Genomic DNA, 15,726 nt, shown 5'->3' on the forward strand with positions numbered 1-15,726 from the left:
GCGGCTTGAGCGGATGGTCCCGGTCGGGGCTTGCTGACCGGGCGGTCGCCGCAGGGAGCTTAACCCGACCTAGTGTTGAGGAGGCCCTCGACCACATCGTGCGGCCGGCTCAGCGCCAGCAGGCGCCCTCCGTCCTGCACGAGCTGAAATTGGGCGTCGACCAGGACGGCGCGCCAATAGGCGATGACCTCCTGCGGCTCGTGCAGGGTATCGTGAGCGGCGACCATGACCAGCCAGTTGGACGTGCCGTCGATCGGCGGCTGTCCGCGCCCGCGGCGAGCAAAGTCGATCTGTTCGTTCACGTAGCCGGTGTGACGGCCGGTCGCGAAGGTGCGCACGGCCCGGAAATAGTCCTGCACGATCTCGGGGTCGCGCGCGGCGGCCTCGTCGGGAGGGCTGCCCTGCATCGAGCGCTCCAACATGCGCGACACCCTGGCGTGGGTGAGCTGCGTCCCGATCAGACCAGCCCAGACGCGGATCAGAGCGGGGTTTCGACGAAAGGCATCCTTCAGGACGCCAAAGGGACCGATCCTGCGGCCACTGGCCGCGGAAGGTGGATCCGGATTGACCAGGACCACTCGTCCCAGACGGTCGGCCGCGATCTTCTGCAGCGCGACGACGAATTGGGCTCCGCCGCGCGCGACGACGTCGACGGTCTGCAGCTTGAGGGCGTCGAGCACCAGTATCGCGTCATCCGCCGCAGCGGGGTACGGATCGTGCAGTCCAGGACGAAGGCCCTCGATTTCGTCGGTGAGACCAAACCCAGGCCGATCGATGGAGATCGGCCTGAAGCCAGCGCTCTGGAGCGCGCGCCGCAGCCCTCTCGCGACGATCCTGGAGGTCATGCTGCTATGGACGACAAGCACGGGGCGACCGGACGCCGGTCCATAGTCGCTCACCGCAATACGGCCGCCGCCAGGCCTGTGGACAATCCGCAGCGGTTCGGCGCCCGCTTCGATCACGCCGATGTCGCCGCCGGTGGATCGTGTCATCCAGTTCAGGGCGTTCGCCTCGGCGATCTTACGGGCGAGTGCGGCCGCGCTGCCCACCTGCAGCAGGCCATACACCTCGTTGAGCTCTCGTTTCACGACCGCCTCGCCGAGACCCAACGCCGCTGCGGTTTCGCCACGCGTCATGCCATCGGCGATCAGGACCGCGATCGCCGCCTGCCTGGTCGACAGCCCCCATGCGTCCCCCAGAAGATCGACTTCCTCGGTCTCGGGAAGCACCCCGAAGGCCAGCGACACCAGGCGACGCACCAGGGCGGGCAAGCGCGGGGCCCGCACCCGCACCATAGCCTCCGCCATGGCCTCACGAGCGGTGTGATAAGAGATGCCCAGGCGCTGAGCGGCCGTCCTGACGCCACCAGTACGGATCGCTTCCAAAGCGACCCGTGTCTGAAGGCCCGTCAGGCCGAACGCCTCACAGGCCGCTTGCAAGGGCCGTTGCAACCGGTGCGAAGGGCTGGCGAGGACGACGATCTGGTTGGGCGACGCAGCGGCCGCGGCGCGGACGGCGCCGGGCAGGATCCAACCCTCGGCGCGCGAGGCCAAGGCGTAGGCGCAGAGCGTCATTTCGAGAGGCCCGTCGTTGACCCGCTCGACGATCGCAGCGCCAGCGCCGTCGGCGACCCGCGTCAGCATGGTCTCGTCCAATACCAGTTCGGGCCGCAAGGCCGCGAAGGCGGCGCTCGCCGCTAGGATACGCCCTTGTCGATCCACCAGCGCCGCGGCCAGGCTCTCCTCGTGGAACAAGGCCTTTGGGGCCCCCGTCGCGAGACTTGCGCCCACCGCCAGGAGGGTTTCGCTGATGTCCGGCTCAACGCTCGGCGACGCCCTACGTTCGGCGTCAGGCCCAAAGTCCATTCCAAATCATCTCCAAATCACCGCTCAGACATGCCTCGGCTGACGCGCTTGGGCAATTGCGACGAAAAGCCCGCCGACGTCTGGAGGCGGGATGCGGGTGGATGTTCACAACAGTCATTCGGACGACTTCGTCTAACGCCGTGTTTCTGGAGCGGGGCCCAATGTCCGCTCTGGCGCAGGCGCGACATCGCGACCAGCAGGAGCTGGTCGCGATGGTTGAGGGACAGCCGAAACAAGGTGGCTATCGGACGGGATAGTATCGCTCAGGCCGAGTTTCGCACCACGCCAGCGACGCCCTTGCAGATCGCAGATTGGATCGAAGGGATGGCTAGCCCGCGTTTTGAGCCTCGCTTGCCGGCAGTCCCGCAGGATCCATCCACATGGGCTCAAACACATGGCCATCCAGATCCTGGAAGGTGCGGACATACATGAAGCCCATGTCCTGTGGCTCGCGGAGATTGGTTTGGCCCCCCGCCGACACCGCGGCGTCGCAAACCTGATCCACCGCATCGCGTTCGCCGAACGACAGGGCGATCAGCATCTCGTTGGTGGCTGGAGATGCGATCGGCTTATTCGAGAAGCTCAGGAAGTAGTCGTGCGTCAGGAGCTGGAAGACGATGGTGTCGGACCAGATCATCGCCGCAGAGTCGTCCGAGGAGAAGTCCGGGTTCTTGCGGCATCCGATCGCTTTGTAGAAGCGCACGGCCGCGTTCAGATCGCGGACGGGAAGGTTCAGATAGATCGACTGGCTCATCGTGCCTCCAAGGGTCAAAAGTGCGCCGCCGGGCGGCGACGTGAGGACCATGGCGGCGCGGGCGCCGTGACGCCTTGACCTTTGGTAAGATCGTCGAGGGCCTATCGGCGGCCGTAGGCGATGGCGCGCCTCAGGCGGCTCAGGCTTTCCGGCGTGATCCCGAGCCAGGCGGCGACGTGGTGCTGCTTCAAGCGGCGGTGGAGGTCGGGCTGCGCCTCGATGAAGGCCCGATAGCGGTCCAAGGCGTCGTCGTGCCGGAACGCGATTTCCTCCGGTTCCTTCTCGATGATCCAATGGCGCTCAAGGTACCGGATGTAGAACGTGGCCATGTCCGGGAAGGCGTCCACGAGCCGCTTGAACGCCACGAAGTCATATTCCAGCAGGACGCAGTCCTCGATGGCGGTGATGCCGAACCGGCTCGGCGCGCCGAGCATGGTGGCGGTCACTGACGCGGCGATGCGGTTCTCAGGGAAGAAGTACTTGATCACCATGTCGCCTGCCGGGCCGGTGTAGTGCTGGAAGAGCAGCCCACTGACCACGAAGGCGTAGGCGCTAGGGACATCTCCCGCCCGGATGAGCGGCGCGTCCTTCGGCAAATCCCTGCGCCGAAGGATCGGCGTCCAAGCCGCCTCCGCCTGCGGCGACAGATCCGCGTAGGTCCGGGCCTTTGCGAAGAATTGGGCCAGATCCGATTGGGCTTCCAAGACGGTCACAACACTTTCACTCGCCACCTCATCGCAGCCCGATCGGGTCAAGTCGCCGCCGGTCAGCTCAAGCTTCTTGACGCGTACAATGCCCGATCCTCAGACCTCCACAAAGGTCGGGTCCCGTCGTCGGCCGGCGGATCGATGTCCGGAATCTGGCAATCAATATTCGCCCGCTAGTGGGACGCAGGTGGTTCCCCAGTGTTTCGCACCGATCCTGCGGATCGGCCGCCTGCTCCTCCGCAACGTCCTGGTGTCGCCGCGGCCGGTCTCGCTGCAGCGCGGTGAAATCCAAGCCGCGGCGATCTTGAGCCTGGACGTCTTCGCCAACCAGGACCTTTATCTCGACGGGCCGGGAAAAAGGGCCGTGATCCTGCCCGCCCTTGGACCGAGCGCGGTTGTTTATAATCGCCTGGGCGCCAGTTGGTTGGCGCTAGCTGGCTGGCCGAGCCGGTAGATCGATCGTCGCCGCGAGCCCGCCCTCGGGACGGTTGGCTAGGGTGAGGCGTCCGCTTTGGCCTTGGGCCAGGGCCTTGACGATCGACAATCCCAGACCTGCTCCGCCGGTAAGACGATTGCGCGAGGTCTCGCCGCGTTCGAACGGGGCGGTGATGGTTTCCAGCACCGCGTCCGGCAGGCCTGGTCCGTTGTCCAGCACCGTGATTTCGACCCGGCAACCCAGCGGGCGGGCGTCGACCGTCACCGCTCCGCCGTAGCGCACGGCGTTGTCGACCAGATTGTCGATCATGCGACGCAGGGCCAAGGGCGAGGCCCAGGCCGCGCCCGCCGCCTCGGGCGCCAGCAGCACCACCTGGCCCATCTCAAAGCGCAGGGCGACCAGGGTCTCCAGCTCGCGGCGAATGTCGATCGCCCGGGCGCCGTCGCCGCGTCCCGCGTCCTGGCGGGCGAACAGCAGGGTGTCGTCGAGCAATTGAGACATCTCCGCCAGATCGGTCCCGGCCTTGGCGCGCTGGGCGTCGTCGCTGATAAACTCCGCGCGGAGAGTCAGGCGGGTGAGGTAGGTGCGCAGGTCGTGGGCGATAGCGGCCAGCATCCGCGTGCGCTCGTCCATCAATCCTCGGATCCGCCCCTGCATCGTGTTGAAGGCCGCGGACAACTCGCGCAACTCGCGCGGTCCCCGCAGGGGCAGGGCCTTGGCGTTCAGATTGTCGCCGAATCGCACCACGTCCTTCGCCAGCAGGCTGACGGGCAGGGTGGTCTGGCGCACGGCCAGGGCCACCATCAGCAGGGTGACGACCAGCACGGTCGCGGCCGCCAGGGAAACGCGACCGAAGAACTGGCGAGCGGTGTCTGGCGCACGGCGGCGCAGGACCAGCACCTCGCCGTCGGCCAAGCGCACCGACAGCCGCAGGGCGTGCCGGCCGGGCAGGGCGCCTTCCTTCAGGCGGCCGCCGCGCCGAATGTCGATCCGCAAATCCCGCGCGCCCAGGGCCTGGCGATAGGCCCGATAGCCCGGATCACTGGCGTCGGCGGCCCGGGCGCGAAGCTGGAGAGGCGGGAAGCCCTCGTCCAGGGTCGTGCGGATCACGCCGGTGTCCAACGCCTTCACCACCTTGGCCCGTACAGCTGGCGGGCTGGCCTCGACCGCTTCGATGATTGCCCGCGCCTCGGACGGCCGCGGCAACTGATAGAAGCGCACGCCCCCTTCGCCTCGGCCTTGCGGCCAGACCAGCAGGGCCGCGCCGATCACCAGCATGACAGCCAGGCCCGCCAGCAGGATCGCCGTCATCCGGGTGGAGAGGTTGTCGGACAGCATCATGGTCAGAGCCGTTCCGCTGGGGCGCTGAACAGATAGCCGCCGCCGCGCACGGTCTTGATCAGGGTCTCCCCTCCCGAACCGGCGCCCAGCTTGCGACGCAGGCGGCTGAGCAGCACATCGACAGCGCGGTCGAACGGCTCGGCGCTGCGGCCTCGGGTCCAGTCCAGCAACTGGTCGCGGCTCAGCACCCGCTGTGGGTGGCGCAGGAAGGCCATCAGCAGGTCGTGCTCGCCGCCGGTCAGGACAACGGCCCTGCCGCCGGGATCGGTCAGGTCGCGGCTGGCGGTGTCGAGCCGCCAGCCGGCGAAGCCCAGCACCTCGCCCGGTGGCGCGCTGGCGACGCGATGGACCTCGCGGGTGCGGCGCAGGATCGCCTTCACCCGGGCCAGCAGTTCGCGCGGGTTGTAGGGCTTGGGCAAGTAGTCGTCGGCGCCGATCTCCAGGCCAATGACCCGGTCGATGTCATCGCCCTTGGCGGTGACCATCAGGATGGCCACCTCGCCGGCCGCGCGCAGGCGACGGCAGACCGACAGGCCGTCCTCGCCCGGCATCATGATGTCCAGCAACGCGAGATCCACCCGCCGGCGGGCGGTCAGGCGGTCGAAGGCCTCGGCGTCGGCGCAGCCCATGACCTCATAGCCCTCGCGGCGCAGCAGCCCCAGGGTCAGGTCTCGGATTTCGGCGTCGTCTTCCACGACCGCGATCAGCGTGTTGTCGGCCATGCCAGGGAGATGCCTCAAGCTCGGCGCCGGGGAAAGCCGTCCCAGGGGCCGTTTACACTTCGACACAGTTCGTCAGGCCCGCGCAAACCAGGGATTGCACGGCGGAGGTCATATGGCGGCGTCGAGGGACACCGACGCCATCCCATGGAGCCATCATGCGCAAGACTTCCATCCTGGCCGCGAGCCTCTCGACCCTCGCGGTTCTGACCGCGATGGTCGCCGTCCCAGCCCAGGCTGGCCAGCACGGCCGGCTTGTCAGCGTCCAGGGCGCGCGCGGCCACGGCTATGTCCACAGCCGCGACGTCAGCCGTCAGCCCGGCGCGATCTCGGTGCCGCGCGGAACCCAGACCAACGCCGGTCGCGGCGTGGCCAGCAACCGCAACGCCAGCTGGGCCGACGGCGCCTATCACGGCGGGGCGTCACGCACGTTCAACAACGGCGCCTCGGCCAGTCGCTCTACAGATGTCGTGAACAACGGCGACGGTACGGTTAGCTACGACTACTCACGCACCGGATATGACGGCTCGACGCGGTCTGTCAGCGGGACGACGACCCGCCCCTGATCGAACCCGTCCAGGCCCGCCGCGCCTTTCTTCCTCCCCCGATGCGAAGGGCGCGGCGGGTATTTTCCGGAGCCTGAAGATGAAGATCCTGATCCTGTCCGCCTGCCTGATCATGATGGCCGCCTCTACCGCCCAGGCCGCCGCGCGTACGCCCGGCGCCGGGCTCGACAAGGCCGACGCCAACCACGACGGCTATGTCACTCGTGACGAGTTCAAGGCTTTGCGCGCGGCGCAGTTTGCACGCCTCGACCGCAACGACGACGGCGTGGTGTCGTTGTCCGAATTCCCGCGCTTGGCCAAGTCCACCCGTTCCAAGGCCCAGGCGTTGAAGGCGGTGATCACCCGCGCCGACCGTGATGGCGACGGACGGGTGGCCCGCGCCGAATTCGTCGATGGACCCGCGCCGCTGTTCGACCGCGCCGACCGTGACCATGATGGCCGCCTGTCACGCGAAGAGGTCGCCGCCCTTCGTGATCAGCTTGAGAGTCTGAAATGAACACCCGCCGACGCAAGACCGTGATGATCGCCTTGGCGGCGGCGCTACTGACCAGCGCTGGCGCGGTCGAGGCCGCCCAGCTCGGCCTAGGGCTACGCGGTAAACTGCGGCAGCGCCTGCAGCAGAAGAGGGCCGAGGAGGAGCGCCCGATCGACCTGCAGGCGATCGCCCCCGGCGCCCGTAAGCTGACCGACGCCTACGGAACCGACGCCGCCCAGCGGCTGGACGTCTATATCCCGCCGGGCGCCCGCAACGCGCCGATCCTGATCATGGTGCACGGCGGGGCGTGGATGGTCGGCGACAAGGCCAACACGGGCTCAGTCGAGAACAAGCTCAAGCACTGGCTGACCCGGGGCTGGATCGTGGTCAGCGTCAACTACCGCATGCTGCCTTACGCCATGGCCTACGAGCAAGCCGAAGACGTCGCTGAAGCGGTGCAGTGGGCGCAGGGCTATGCCGAGGATTGGGGCGGGGACCCCGGGAAGATCATCCTGATGGGTCATTCAGCCGGCGCGCACCTCGTGGCGCTGGTGTCGTCCAAACCCGAGCTGGTTGGTCAGCCGTGGGCGGGAACCGTGGTGCTGGACTCGGCGGCCATGCAGCTGTCGCGGACCATGGCCGGCCGCCACCCCGGCTTTTACGACCGGGCGTTCGGCGACGATCCGGCCTATTGGACCAAGGCCTCGCCGATGGACCAATGGACGCCCAAGGCCGTGCCGATGATGCTGGTCTGCTCGACCCAGCGTCCCGATGATCCCTGCGACGACGCCAGGCGGTTCCAGGCCAAGGCGAAGGCGGGCGGTCGCGACATGCCGGTCCTGCCCCAGGACCTCTCCCACGCCGAGATCAACCGAACTCTGGGCCTGCTGGGCGCCTATACCAGCGCCGTGGACGCTTTCATCTCCAGCCGATCGTCGATGCGGCATTAGCGGTCCGGCGGCTGGCTAGCGCTAAAGTGCGCCTGGCGGGGCATGGGCCGCGAAAGACAAGTCTTGAGGTTACCATTCCCCGCTAAGGATCTTTCAGACGACATGCGTCCTGTTCGCCAGATCGCCTTTTATATTGTCCTGCTCTTGGGGCATTCCCGTCCTCCCTTGGCCAAGGCCGAAACGATCGCTCATCCCGACAACGGCGCGGCGCGGGTGGAATATTTCCTAAGCAGGCCGAGCGGTGAGGGGCCCCGGCCCACCATCATCTTTCTCCACGGCTACCAGTCGCCGGACGCCCGACGGGGCGCAGTTCGGACACGAAATCCCCGTCAAGGTACTAGCGCGGCGAAGGTCCGGGATCGGGGCCGATCTCAAGGTCGGCTTCTGGCGCTCTCGTCGCTCGGCCTGATCGGCTGAAGTGGGGCTTGTGCGCATGTCGGTGGCCGCGACGTCGGTATTGCTGGCGACGATCATCTTCTTGGGCGGCGGCGTGCTGGGCATGTTCCACCACATCTATTTCAGCGGCACCCCGACCGCAGTGATCGCCCTGGGCTCGGTATTCTCGGCGCTCGAGGTCGTGCCGCTGATGGTCGTCGGGTTCGAGGCCTACAACCGGCTGAAGTTCGAGCATCGGCACGGCTGGCAGGAAGCCTATCGCTGGCCGTTCGCCTTCTTCACCAGCGTGCTCGTGTGGAATCTGGTCGGCGCCGGCCTGTTCGGGTTCTTCATTAATCCGCCCCTCGCGCTCTACTACATGCAGGGGCTCAACACGACGGCGACCCATGCCCATGCCGCCCTGTTCGGCGTCTACGGCATGCTTGGCATCGGCCTGACCCTGTTTTGTATGCGCGGGCTCTCGGACCCGGCCCGCTGGAACAATGGGTTGCTGGCGACATCGTTCTGGTGCCTCAATATTGGCCTGGCGATGATGGTGCTCCTTTCGCTCTTCCCGCAGGGCCTGTTGCAGGCCTACCAGAGCTTCACCCGCGACTACGCCTACGCGCGCAGCGCCGAGGTCATCCACAGCCCGCTGATGCAAGCGCTGGTATGGATGCGGGTGCCGGGCGATCTGGTGTTCACGGTGGGCGTGGCCGCCTTCATCATCTTCATGGTGGGCGCCCTGTTTGGCCGCCATCGGCAAGACGACACCGCCGACACGCCCCTTCCGGATCTTGAGCCCGTCGTTGTCAGGGGCGGATGACGGTCCGGCGCCTCAGGTTCGAGGCGTCCGGCGTCTGGGACGGTCCTGAGTTCCGATTCTGGCGCAGGTCGCCGAAACCAGCTGGGCGGGGCGGAGGTCGAACCGACCGATCCTGCGGCTTCGACTGCCCTACTCAATCGGCAGTAAGGTTCCGGTGACGGCGGGCCGTGTAGATCGATGACGTGGTTTTGCTCCTGGCTTGGTCCCCTCCGGAGTCGTCGTGTTGGTGGGCGCTGGCGAAGGCCCTCGTTCGAGAGAGGCGGGCCGATTTGCTTCAGACGCAACGGGTCATGAAGACGCTGTTCGGGTCGGACTTGTAGGGTCCAAAGGGCGCGCAATCCGAAAAGCCATTGCGGGCATAGAGGGCCCGGGCGGCGACGAAGAAGTCGCTGGCCCCGGTCTCCAGGCTCAGACGTGAGAGGCCCAGCGCGGCCGCGTGGCTCAGAAGATGGTCCAGGATGGCTTGGCCGACCCGACGACGCCGGAAGGCGGCAGCGGTGTGCATCGACTTGATTTCGCCGTGGCCCTCATCCAATCGCTTGACTGCACCCACGCCGGCTAGGTCCTCGCCGTCCCAGGCGGCGAAGAAGTCGAGATCGGCCTCCCGCATGGCGTCCAGCGGCATGACGTGGCAACTCTCCTCCGGAGCGGTTGAGCGCATCGCGGCGAAGTGGCCGCCTAATAGGGCGACTACTCTGGTGTCGTCGAAGTCGCCGGGGACGATTCGGAGCGCGGTCATGGTCAGGTCGTCTTGCTGTTGATGATTAGGTAGCGGCTAGGAATATCGCAGGGATTCCCGATCCGGTTGAAGGTCGTGTTTCTGGAGCAGATCGAAGGTCAGTTCTTGGCGCGACGTCGCCGCGCCAGGATCGGGGCAGGGGTAGCCGAATGCAGAGATAACGCGGCTCGGCCGGACAAGACTGCGCTTTCGGTCGGCTCGAATCTCGAAATACTATGACGGGCGAGCCGGGAGGGTGGAGACCGACGGCCAGCCCGATATGGTGTTCCACTCGCTTCATGTGCCGGCGCCCAAGATGGCCGCCGATCGTCACCCACGAGATTGTAGAGAGCATACGTTTCCATGGCGCGCGGCAGCAATTCCAATGGCGTACGCCGCTACAACGAACGTCTGGTGCTCTCCACGATCCGCCGGTTGAATGGAGCCTCGAAGGCCGAGCTCGCCAGGATAACCGGCCTGTCTCCGCAAGCGGCGCTTCGCATCGTGGAGGATTTGGAAGCCGATGGCCTGCTCGTGGTCGCCGGCCGCCGCACGGGCGGCATGGGGCAGCCCTCGACGATCTACAAGATTAATGGCGAAAACGGCTATACGATCGGCGTGGAGATCGGCCGCAACCGGCTCACTTGCGTCCTGCTCAATTTCGACGGCGTGGTTTTGGCTACGCAATCGCGGGCCATGACCTTTCCCGACCGATCGGTGGTCATCGACGAAGTCGTCGAGTTCGCGCGGACCCAGTTAGCGGCCTTGAAGCCGGAACAGCGGGACGCGTTCCTGGGGGTGGGCATCGCCATGCCTTGGTTTATCGGGGCCTGGCGGGAGGAAATCGGCGTTTCGGTGGCTCAGGCTCGCGAATGGAGCGGCGATGACGTCGAGCACGCCTTCCGCTCGGCCCTGAGCTGCCCTGTGTTTTTCGAGAACGACGGCAACGCCGCAGCTCTGGCCGAACTGCTTTGCGGGGTCGGATTGGGGGTCGAAAACTACCTCTACTTCCACATCGGCGCCTTCGTCGGCGGCGGGCTGGTGATCGGTGGCCAGATCCACCAGGGGCGCCACGGCAACGCCGCGGCCCTGGCGTCAATGCCGGTCCCGGGCGAAAACGGGCAGGACTTTCTGCTGCATCGAGCCTCGCTCTACAGCCTGGAAGCCGCCCTCGGTTCGGGAAACGACGAGGCCGCCCGCGAGACGTGGCTGGCGACTTGCGCGCAGGCGCTGGCCTTCGTCGTTCTGAGCACCAACAGCCTTTTGGACCTCGACGCGATCATTCTCAGCGGCGCGCTTGACGCCGGCATGGTTGAGGCGCTCGCCGACCGGGTTAAGGCCAACATCGCCGCGACCGCGCCGATTGACTTCTTCAAGCCCCAACTTCTGATTGGAGCTCTCCGCGAAGCCGCGCCGGCGGTGGGGGCAGGGCTCCTGCCGCTTTATGCCAGCTACAGTCCCAACCTCGGATCGCTGCTGAAAGGCGACGGAAACTAAGCTCGGCGATTTCCTCGTTGACAGACTAAATCACATAACTAGATTTAGTCCCATAACGTCGCCATGCGACGCAGTGCGCCGCCAAGGCGCCTGGGAGGAAATGATGGTTCTCGACCAGTCGTATCGCGCCGCGCTCAGCCGTCAGCGGCGATCTGCCCTTCATCGCCTTCCAGCGCCATGTCGCCCCAAGACCTGACCCTGCTCGGCGTCGAGCGCTGACCAGGCCTTCGCCTGCGCAGGGGCGTCTCCTGCAGGGCGCGGGCGCTGCGTCGACCATCCGATCCTTTTCCAAGAGTAGTAGTCCATGGCGGAACCCAATCTGTTCGGCGGCATCGAAGCGGGCGGCACCAAGTTCTTGTGCGGCGTAGCCGACGAGAATGGCGTCGTGCTCGATCAGATCCGCATACCGACGACGACCCCGGATGAGACGCTGAGCGCGGCGAGCGCCTTCTTCGCTCGGGCCCAAGGGCGACATGGCCCGTTGGCGGCGCTGTCGATCGGCAGCTTCGGGCCGCTTTCCCTGCGCGCCACGGCCCCCGACTATGGCTCCATCACCTCCACCCCTAAGGTCGGCTGGAGCCAGATTGATCTGCTTGGTCACTTTCGCCAGACCTTGGATGTGCCCATGGCGCTGGACACCGACGTCAACTGCGCCGCGGTTGGGGAGCTGTTGTTCGGCAGCGGGCGTGGCCTCGACACCTTCTGCTACGTGACGATCGGCACCGGTATCGGGGTGGGCCTGCTGATCGGCGGGGCGCCGCATGGCGGGGCCAACCATCCGGAAGCGGGTCACATTCGTCTCCCGCGGGCTGTGGGAGACCAGGCCTTCGACGGCATCTGTCCGTTTCACGGCGACTGCCTGGAAGGCCTGGCCAGCGGGCCGGCCATTCGAGCCCGATGGGGCGTGCCGGCCGAGCAGCTTGCGCCTGGCCACCCGGCCTGGGGGATCATCGCCGACTACGTCGCCGGCCTCTGCGCCAGCCTGACCTACATCGTTCGCCCAGACCGGATCATCATCGGCGGCGGCGTCATGCAGCCGGTCAACATGCATGAGCAGGTTCGCGCGTCGCTGGAGCGCCAACTGGCCGGCTACGACTCCAGCGTCGCGGGCCTGGACATGAACACCTATGTCGCCGCGCCGAGCGCCGGCGACTCGGCGGGCCTGACCGGCGCCCTGGCCATGGCCTATCGCATGATCACCCGCCAATGGCCCATGCACTGGGCCATTGGCGCGCAACAGAACGCCGCTTCAACCCTCGCGAAGGTCTCCTGACCATGACGACCACCGACACAGCGCTCGCGCCGCCTCTTCGATCCAGGGTTTCCCTGGTGATGGTTTTCTCCGCTCTGGGGGCGGCTTTGGGCGGCCTGCTTTTCGGGTTCGACACCGCCGTCATCTCCGGCGCGACCGGGGCCTTGCAAAGCCGTTTCGCCTTGAGCGATGGCGCGCTGGGCTTCACCGTCGCCTCGGCCTTGATCGGCACGGTGATCGGCTCACTGATCGCCGGCGCCCCGGCCGACCGCTTTGGCCGCAAGCCCATGCTGCTGGCTGTGGCGATCTGCTACGTGATCTCGTCGCTGGGCACGGGCCTGGCTTTCGATTGGTACAGCCTGATCGGCTTTCGCTTCCTGGGCGGCCTAGCCATCGGCGCAGCCTCGGTCGTCACGCCGATCTACATCGCCGAGGTCTCGCCCGCCCATGTGCGTGGCCGCCTGGTGGCGCTCAACCAGCTCAACATCGTCCTGGGCATCCTGCTGGCGTTCCTGTCCAACTATGCGATCGCCAGCCTCGCGCCGGCCGATGTCGCCTGGCGCTGGATGTTCGGCGTCGTGGCCGTTCCCTCCGCGCTCTTCCTGGTAGTCACCTTCATCCTGCCTGACAGCCCGCGCTGGCTGGTGGTGCAAGACCGCGATGAGGAAGCCCGCCGCGTCATGGCGCGTCTGGGCTTCCACGATCCGGCCGGCGAAGTGGTGCAAATGCGCGTGGCGGCCGATCGCGATGCGAGCAGGGCCAAGCCGAGCCTCTTCCAGGCGGCCTATTCGGCGCCGGTGGGCTGCGCCATCGCCATCGCCATGTTCAATCAGCTCTCGGGCATCAATGCGCTGCTCTACTACGCGCCGCGCATCTTCGAACTGGGCGGGGCAGGGGCCGACAGCGCCCTGCTGCAGTCGGTGGCCGTGGGCGGGACCAACCTGGTCTTCACCATCCTGGCGCTGTTCCTGATCGATCGCTTCGGCCGCAAGCCGCTGCTCTATTTCGGCTCTGTGGCGACTGCGGTGGCCCTGATTCTTGTGGGGCTGCAGTTGGAGAGCGCTCATCCCAACGGCGCGCTGGTGCTTCTGGGCCTGTTGGGCTTCATCGCCGCCTTCGCCATCTCGCAAGGCGCGGTGATCTGGGTGTTCATCTCGGAAGTCTTTCCCAGCGCCGTGCGCGGCAAGGGCCAGGCGCTGGGCAGCACCACCCATTGGGTGATGGCCGCCGCGATCACCTGGGCGTTCCCGGTCTTCGCCGCCCATGTCGGCGGCTGGGTCTTCGCCTTCTTCGGCGCGATGATGCTGCTGCAGTTTTTCTGGGTCTGGAAGGTGATGCCTGAGACTAACGGCGTCGCGCTCGAGGACATGGACGTTCGGAGGGTCCATTGATGCGCCGTCAACTTCTCGCCGTCGCGCTCGCCGCCCTCTGCACTGCGCCTTTGGCCCCGTCCGCCCGGGCGGAGGAAGCCCGTCCAGGCTACCACTTTGCGCCGGCGCGCAACTGGAACAACGATCCCAATGGCCTGGTCTATTACGAGGGCGAGTACCACCTGTTCTACCAGTACAATCCCTATGGCGACCGCTGGGGCCATATGAGCTGGGGCCACGCGGTCAGCCGCGACCTGGTTACCTGGCAGGAACTGCCGGTGGCGATCCCCGAAACCGACGTCCAAGCCTTCTCGGGCGGGGTGGTGGTCGACTGGAACAACACCAGCGGCTTTGGCAAGGATGGCCGGCCGCCCTTGGTGGCCCTCTTCACGGGCCACAACACCAAGACCCGCATCCAGTCGCAGTATCTGGCCTACAGCAACGACCAGGGCCGCACCTGGACTACCCACGGCAAGGTGCTCGACATCGGCTCGACGGAGTTTCGCGACCCGAAGATCTTCTGGCACGAGGCCACCAAGCGCTGGGTGATGCTGACCGTCATCGCCGCGGAGAACCGGGTGCTGGTCTGGACGTCCGGCGACCTGAAGAGCTGGACGATGGCCAGCAGCTTTGGGCCCACCGGCGCGCGCGGCAAGAATTGGGAATGTCCAGACATCTTCGAACTGCCGATCGAGGGCGGTAAGCCCGGCGAGAAGCGCTGGGTGCTGGCCATCAGCCTGGGCGATAGTTCGGTCAACGGCGGATCGGGGATGCAGTATTTCGTCGGCGACTTCGACGGCCAGCGTTTCACCCTAGACCCCAGCTGGACCGGTGATCCGCAATGGCTCGACTGGGGCGCCGACTACTATGCGGCGGTCACCTACAACGACCTGCCCAAGTCGGACCCGCGGAAGATCGCGATCGGCTGGGCCAACAACTGGCGCTACGCCAATCTGATCCCGACCTATCCCAATCGCGGCCTGATGAGCCTGCCGCGCTCGCTGTCCCTGCACAAGACATCGGAGGGATACCGCCTCTACCAGGCCCCGGTGGCGGAGGCGGAAGCGCTGCGGCGCGATCACAGCAGCGCCGAGGGCCTCAAGCTCGGCGAGGCGTCCCAGCCGCTACCCGTCAAGGGCGGTCGGGCTGAACTGGTTATCGATCTGGACACCGGCTCCAGCCAGCAGGTCGAGATCGCGATCAAGGACGCTCAAGGCTACCAGACCCTGGTCGGCGTCACCGCGCCAACGGGCGAGGTCTATGTCGACCGGACCCGTTCAGGCCCCAGTTTCCATGAGGGCTTCCCCGACCGCCACATCGCGCCGGTGGACCTCAAGGGGCGCAAGGTCAAGCTTCACCTGTTCGTCGATGAATCGATCATCGAGCTCTACGTGAACGACGGCGCGCGCACGATCACCGACCGGTTCTTCCGCGGCGGCGGCGAGCTTTCCTGGTCGGTCTCCGCGCGAGGCGGCGAGGCGACGATCGAGACGCTCAATGCGTGGACACTTTCGGATCCGCGCAAGAAATGACGCGATCCTCCCGGTGGGCCTAGCCTCCGTCGGGAGACGCGACCCCATCGAGCTTGGCGGATCTCGTCAGGCTCCATCCTCGGCGAGCGCCGAACCGGCCGCCCGATAGCGGCTTCCTCCCCGACTACGGGTCGGGCGTCCTGCGCGCCCGACCCGCCTTGTCGTGAGGTTCCATCAAGTCATTGTTTTCACGCGGAAAGTTCCGTCGCCGAACCGGCCGAAAACGACGATTCCGTCTTGACCTAACTAAATCACCTTTCTAGATTTAGTGCCAAGCAAGGCTGCCGCAAGCGTGAACGCACGCTGTGGTCCAGGGGAGGAAACCGGTGAAGTCGTCCACCCG

Annotated in this window: 14 protein-coding genes; 8 read left to right on the forward strand and 6 right to left on the reverse strand. The window is 66.4% G+C overall.

Annotated elements, in window-relative coordinates:
- Positions 1-59 precede the first annotated feature (59 nt).
- From G3M57_RS12090 to G3M57_RS12110, 5 genes are all read right to left on the reverse strand, one after another.
- Complete coding sequence (locus G3M57_RS12090; RefSeq protein WP_163230780.1) at positions 60-1,754, reverse strand: alpha/beta fold hydrolase; 1,695 nt, start codon at positions 1,752-1,754, stop codon at positions 60-62.
- Between the two features lie 439 nt (positions 1,755-2,193).
- Positions 2,194-2,619, reverse strand: coding sequence for a VOC family protein (locus tag G3M57_RS12095; protein WP_163230782.1), 426 nt, complete (start codon positions 2,617-2,619; stop codon positions 2,194-2,196).
- 101 nt (positions 2,620-2,720) lie between these two features.
- A complete protein-coding gene (locus G3M57_RS12100) occupies positions 2,721-3,332 on the reverse strand; it encodes a Crp/Fnr family transcriptional regulator (protein ID WP_208789674.1) in 612 nt (203 codons plus the stop codon).
- A 424-nt stretch (positions 3,333-3,756) separates the two neighbouring features.
- Entirely contained in the window at positions 3,757-5,103 is a 1,347-nt protein-coding gene (locus tag G3M57_RS12105) for an ATP-binding protein (protein WP_163230784.1), read from the reverse strand.
- A 2-nt stretch (positions 5,104-5,105) separates the two neighbouring features.
- On the reverse strand, positions 5,106-5,825 hold the full coding sequence (locus tag G3M57_RS12110; RefSeq protein ID WP_163230786.1) for a response regulator: 720 nt from the start codon (positions 5,823-5,825) through the stop codon (positions 5,106-5,108).
- A 155-nt stretch (positions 5,826-5,980) separates the two neighbouring features.
- Here G3M57_RS12110 and G3M57_RS12115 point away from each other — a divergent pair, with 155 nt between their 5' ends.
- The 4 genes from G3M57_RS12115 to G3M57_RS12130 all read left to right on the forward strand — a co-directional run bounded on the left by G3M57_RS12115 (position 5,981) and on the right by G3M57_RS12130 (position 9,014).
- A complete protein-coding gene (locus G3M57_RS12115) occupies positions 5,981-6,388 on the forward strand; it encodes a hypothetical protein (protein ID WP_163230788.1) in 408 nt (135 codons plus the stop codon).
- Positions 6,389-6,467: 79 nt separating this feature from the next.
- Complete coding sequence (locus tag G3M57_RS12120) at positions 6,468-6,884, forward strand: EF-hand domain-containing protein (protein ID WP_056751261.1); 417 nt, start codon at positions 6,468-6,470, stop codon at positions 6,882-6,884.
- Positions 6,881-7,813, forward strand: coding sequence for an alpha/beta hydrolase (locus G3M57_RS12125; RefSeq protein ID WP_163230790.1), 933 nt, complete (start codon positions 6,881-6,883; stop codon positions 7,811-7,813). Before G3M57_RS12120 ends, G3M57_RS12125 begins: the two co-directional genes overlap by 4 nt.
- 433 nt (positions 7,814-8,246) lie before the next feature.
- Positions 8,247-9,014, forward strand: coding sequence for a cbb3-type cytochrome c oxidase subunit I (locus G3M57_RS12130; RefSeq protein WP_230983701.1), 768 nt, complete (start codon positions 8,247-8,249; stop codon positions 9,012-9,014).
- 274 nt (positions 9,015-9,288) lie between these two features.
- On the opposite strand, the gene G3M57_RS12135 is transcribed toward G3M57_RS12130, so the two are convergent.
- The gene (locus tag G3M57_RS12135) at positions 9,289-9,753 is read right to left on the reverse strand and encodes a GNAT family N-acetyltransferase (RefSeq protein ID WP_163230792.1); all 465 of its coding nucleotides are present in this window, start codon (positions 9,751-9,753) and stop codon (positions 9,289-9,291) included.
- A gap of 342 nt (positions 9,754-10,095) precedes the next feature.
- On the opposite strand from G3M57_RS12135, the gene G3M57_RS12140 reads away from it, so the two are divergent.
- The 4 genes from G3M57_RS12140 (at position 10,096) to G3M57_RS12155 (ending at position 15,383) form a co-directional block, all read left to right on the forward strand.
- Complete coding sequence (locus G3M57_RS12140; RefSeq protein ID WP_163230794.1) at positions 10,096-11,229, forward strand: ROK family transcriptional regulator; 1,134 nt, start codon at positions 10,096-10,098, stop codon at positions 11,227-11,229.
- Between the two features lie 304 nt (positions 11,230-11,533).
- The gene (locus G3M57_RS12145; protein ID WP_056751243.1) at positions 11,534-12,502 is read left to right on the forward strand and encodes an ROK family protein; all 969 of its coding nucleotides are present in this window, start codon (positions 11,534-11,536) and stop codon (positions 12,500-12,502) included.
- Positions 12,503-12,561: 59 nt separating this feature from the next.
- Positions 12,562-13,872: a sugar porter family MFS transporter gene (locus tag G3M57_RS12150; protein WP_056751240.1), complete on the forward strand. Its 1,311-nt coding sequence runs from the start codon at positions 12,562-12,564 to the stop codon at positions 13,870-13,872.
- On the forward strand, positions 13,872-15,383 hold the full coding sequence (locus tag G3M57_RS12155; RefSeq protein WP_163230796.1) for a glycoside hydrolase family 32 protein: 1,512 nt from the start codon (positions 13,872-13,874) through the stop codon (positions 15,381-15,383). The genes G3M57_RS12150 and G3M57_RS12155 overlap by 1 nt, the downstream gene beginning before the upstream one ends.
- The last annotated feature ends 343 nt before the right edge of the window (positions 15,384-15,726 follow it).

The sequence above is a fragment of the Caulobacter rhizosphaerae genome (assembly GCF_010977555.1).
In the GTDB taxonomy this organism is placed as follows: domain Bacteria; phylum Pseudomonadota; class Alphaproteobacteria; order Caulobacterales; family Caulobacteraceae; genus Caulobacter; species Caulobacter rhizosphaerae.

Bases quoted from the DNA above. Each gene is read 5' to 3' on its own strand.
- G3M57_RS12095 (WP_163230782.1), bottom strand. From the start codon at position 2,619: ATGAGCCAGTCGATCTATCTGAACCTTCCCGTCCGCGATCTGAACGCG.
- G3M57_RS12105 (WP_163230784.1), bottom strand. From the start codon at position 5,103: ATGATGCTGTCCGACAACCTCTCCACCCGGATGACGGCGATCCTGCTG.
- G3M57_RS12110 (WP_163230786.1), bottom strand. From the start codon at position 5,825: ATGGCCGACAACACGCTGATCGCGGTCGTGGAAGACGACGCCGAAATC.
- G3M57_RS12115 (WP_163230788.1), top strand. From the start codon at position 5,981: ATGCGCAAGACTTCCATCCTGGCCGCGAGCCTCTCGACCCTCGCGGTT.
- G3M57_RS12120 (WP_056751261.1), top strand. From the start codon at position 6,468: ATGAAGATCCTGATCCTGTCCGCCTGCCTGATCATGATGGCCGCCTCT.
- G3M57_RS12125 (WP_163230790.1), top strand. From the start codon at position 6,881: ATGAACACCCGCCGACGCAAGACCGTGATGATCGCCTTGGCGGCGGCG.
- G3M57_RS12130 (WP_230983701.1), top strand. From the start codon at position 8,247: ATGTCGGTGGCCGCGACGTCGGTATTGCTGGCGACGATCATCTTCTTG.
- G3M57_RS12135 (WP_163230792.1), bottom strand. From the start codon at position 9,753: ATGACCGCGCTCCGAATCGTCCCCGGCGACTTCGACGACACCAGAGTA.
- G3M57_RS12140 (WP_163230794.1), top strand. From the start codon at position 10,096: ATGGCGCGCGGCAGCAATTCCAATGGCGTACGCCGCTACAACGAACGT.
- G3M57_RS12145 (WP_056751243.1), top strand. From the start codon at position 11,534: ATGGCGGAACCCAATCTGTTCGGCGGCATCGAAGCGGGCGGCACCAAG.
- G3M57_RS12150 (WP_056751240.1), top strand. From the start codon at position 12,562: ATGGTTTTCTCCGCTCTGGGGGCGGCTTTGGGCGGCCTGCTTTTCGGG.
- G3M57_RS12155 (WP_163230796.1), top strand. From the start codon at position 13,872: ATGCGCCGTCAACTTCTCGCCGTCGCGCTCGCCGCCCTCTGCACTGCG.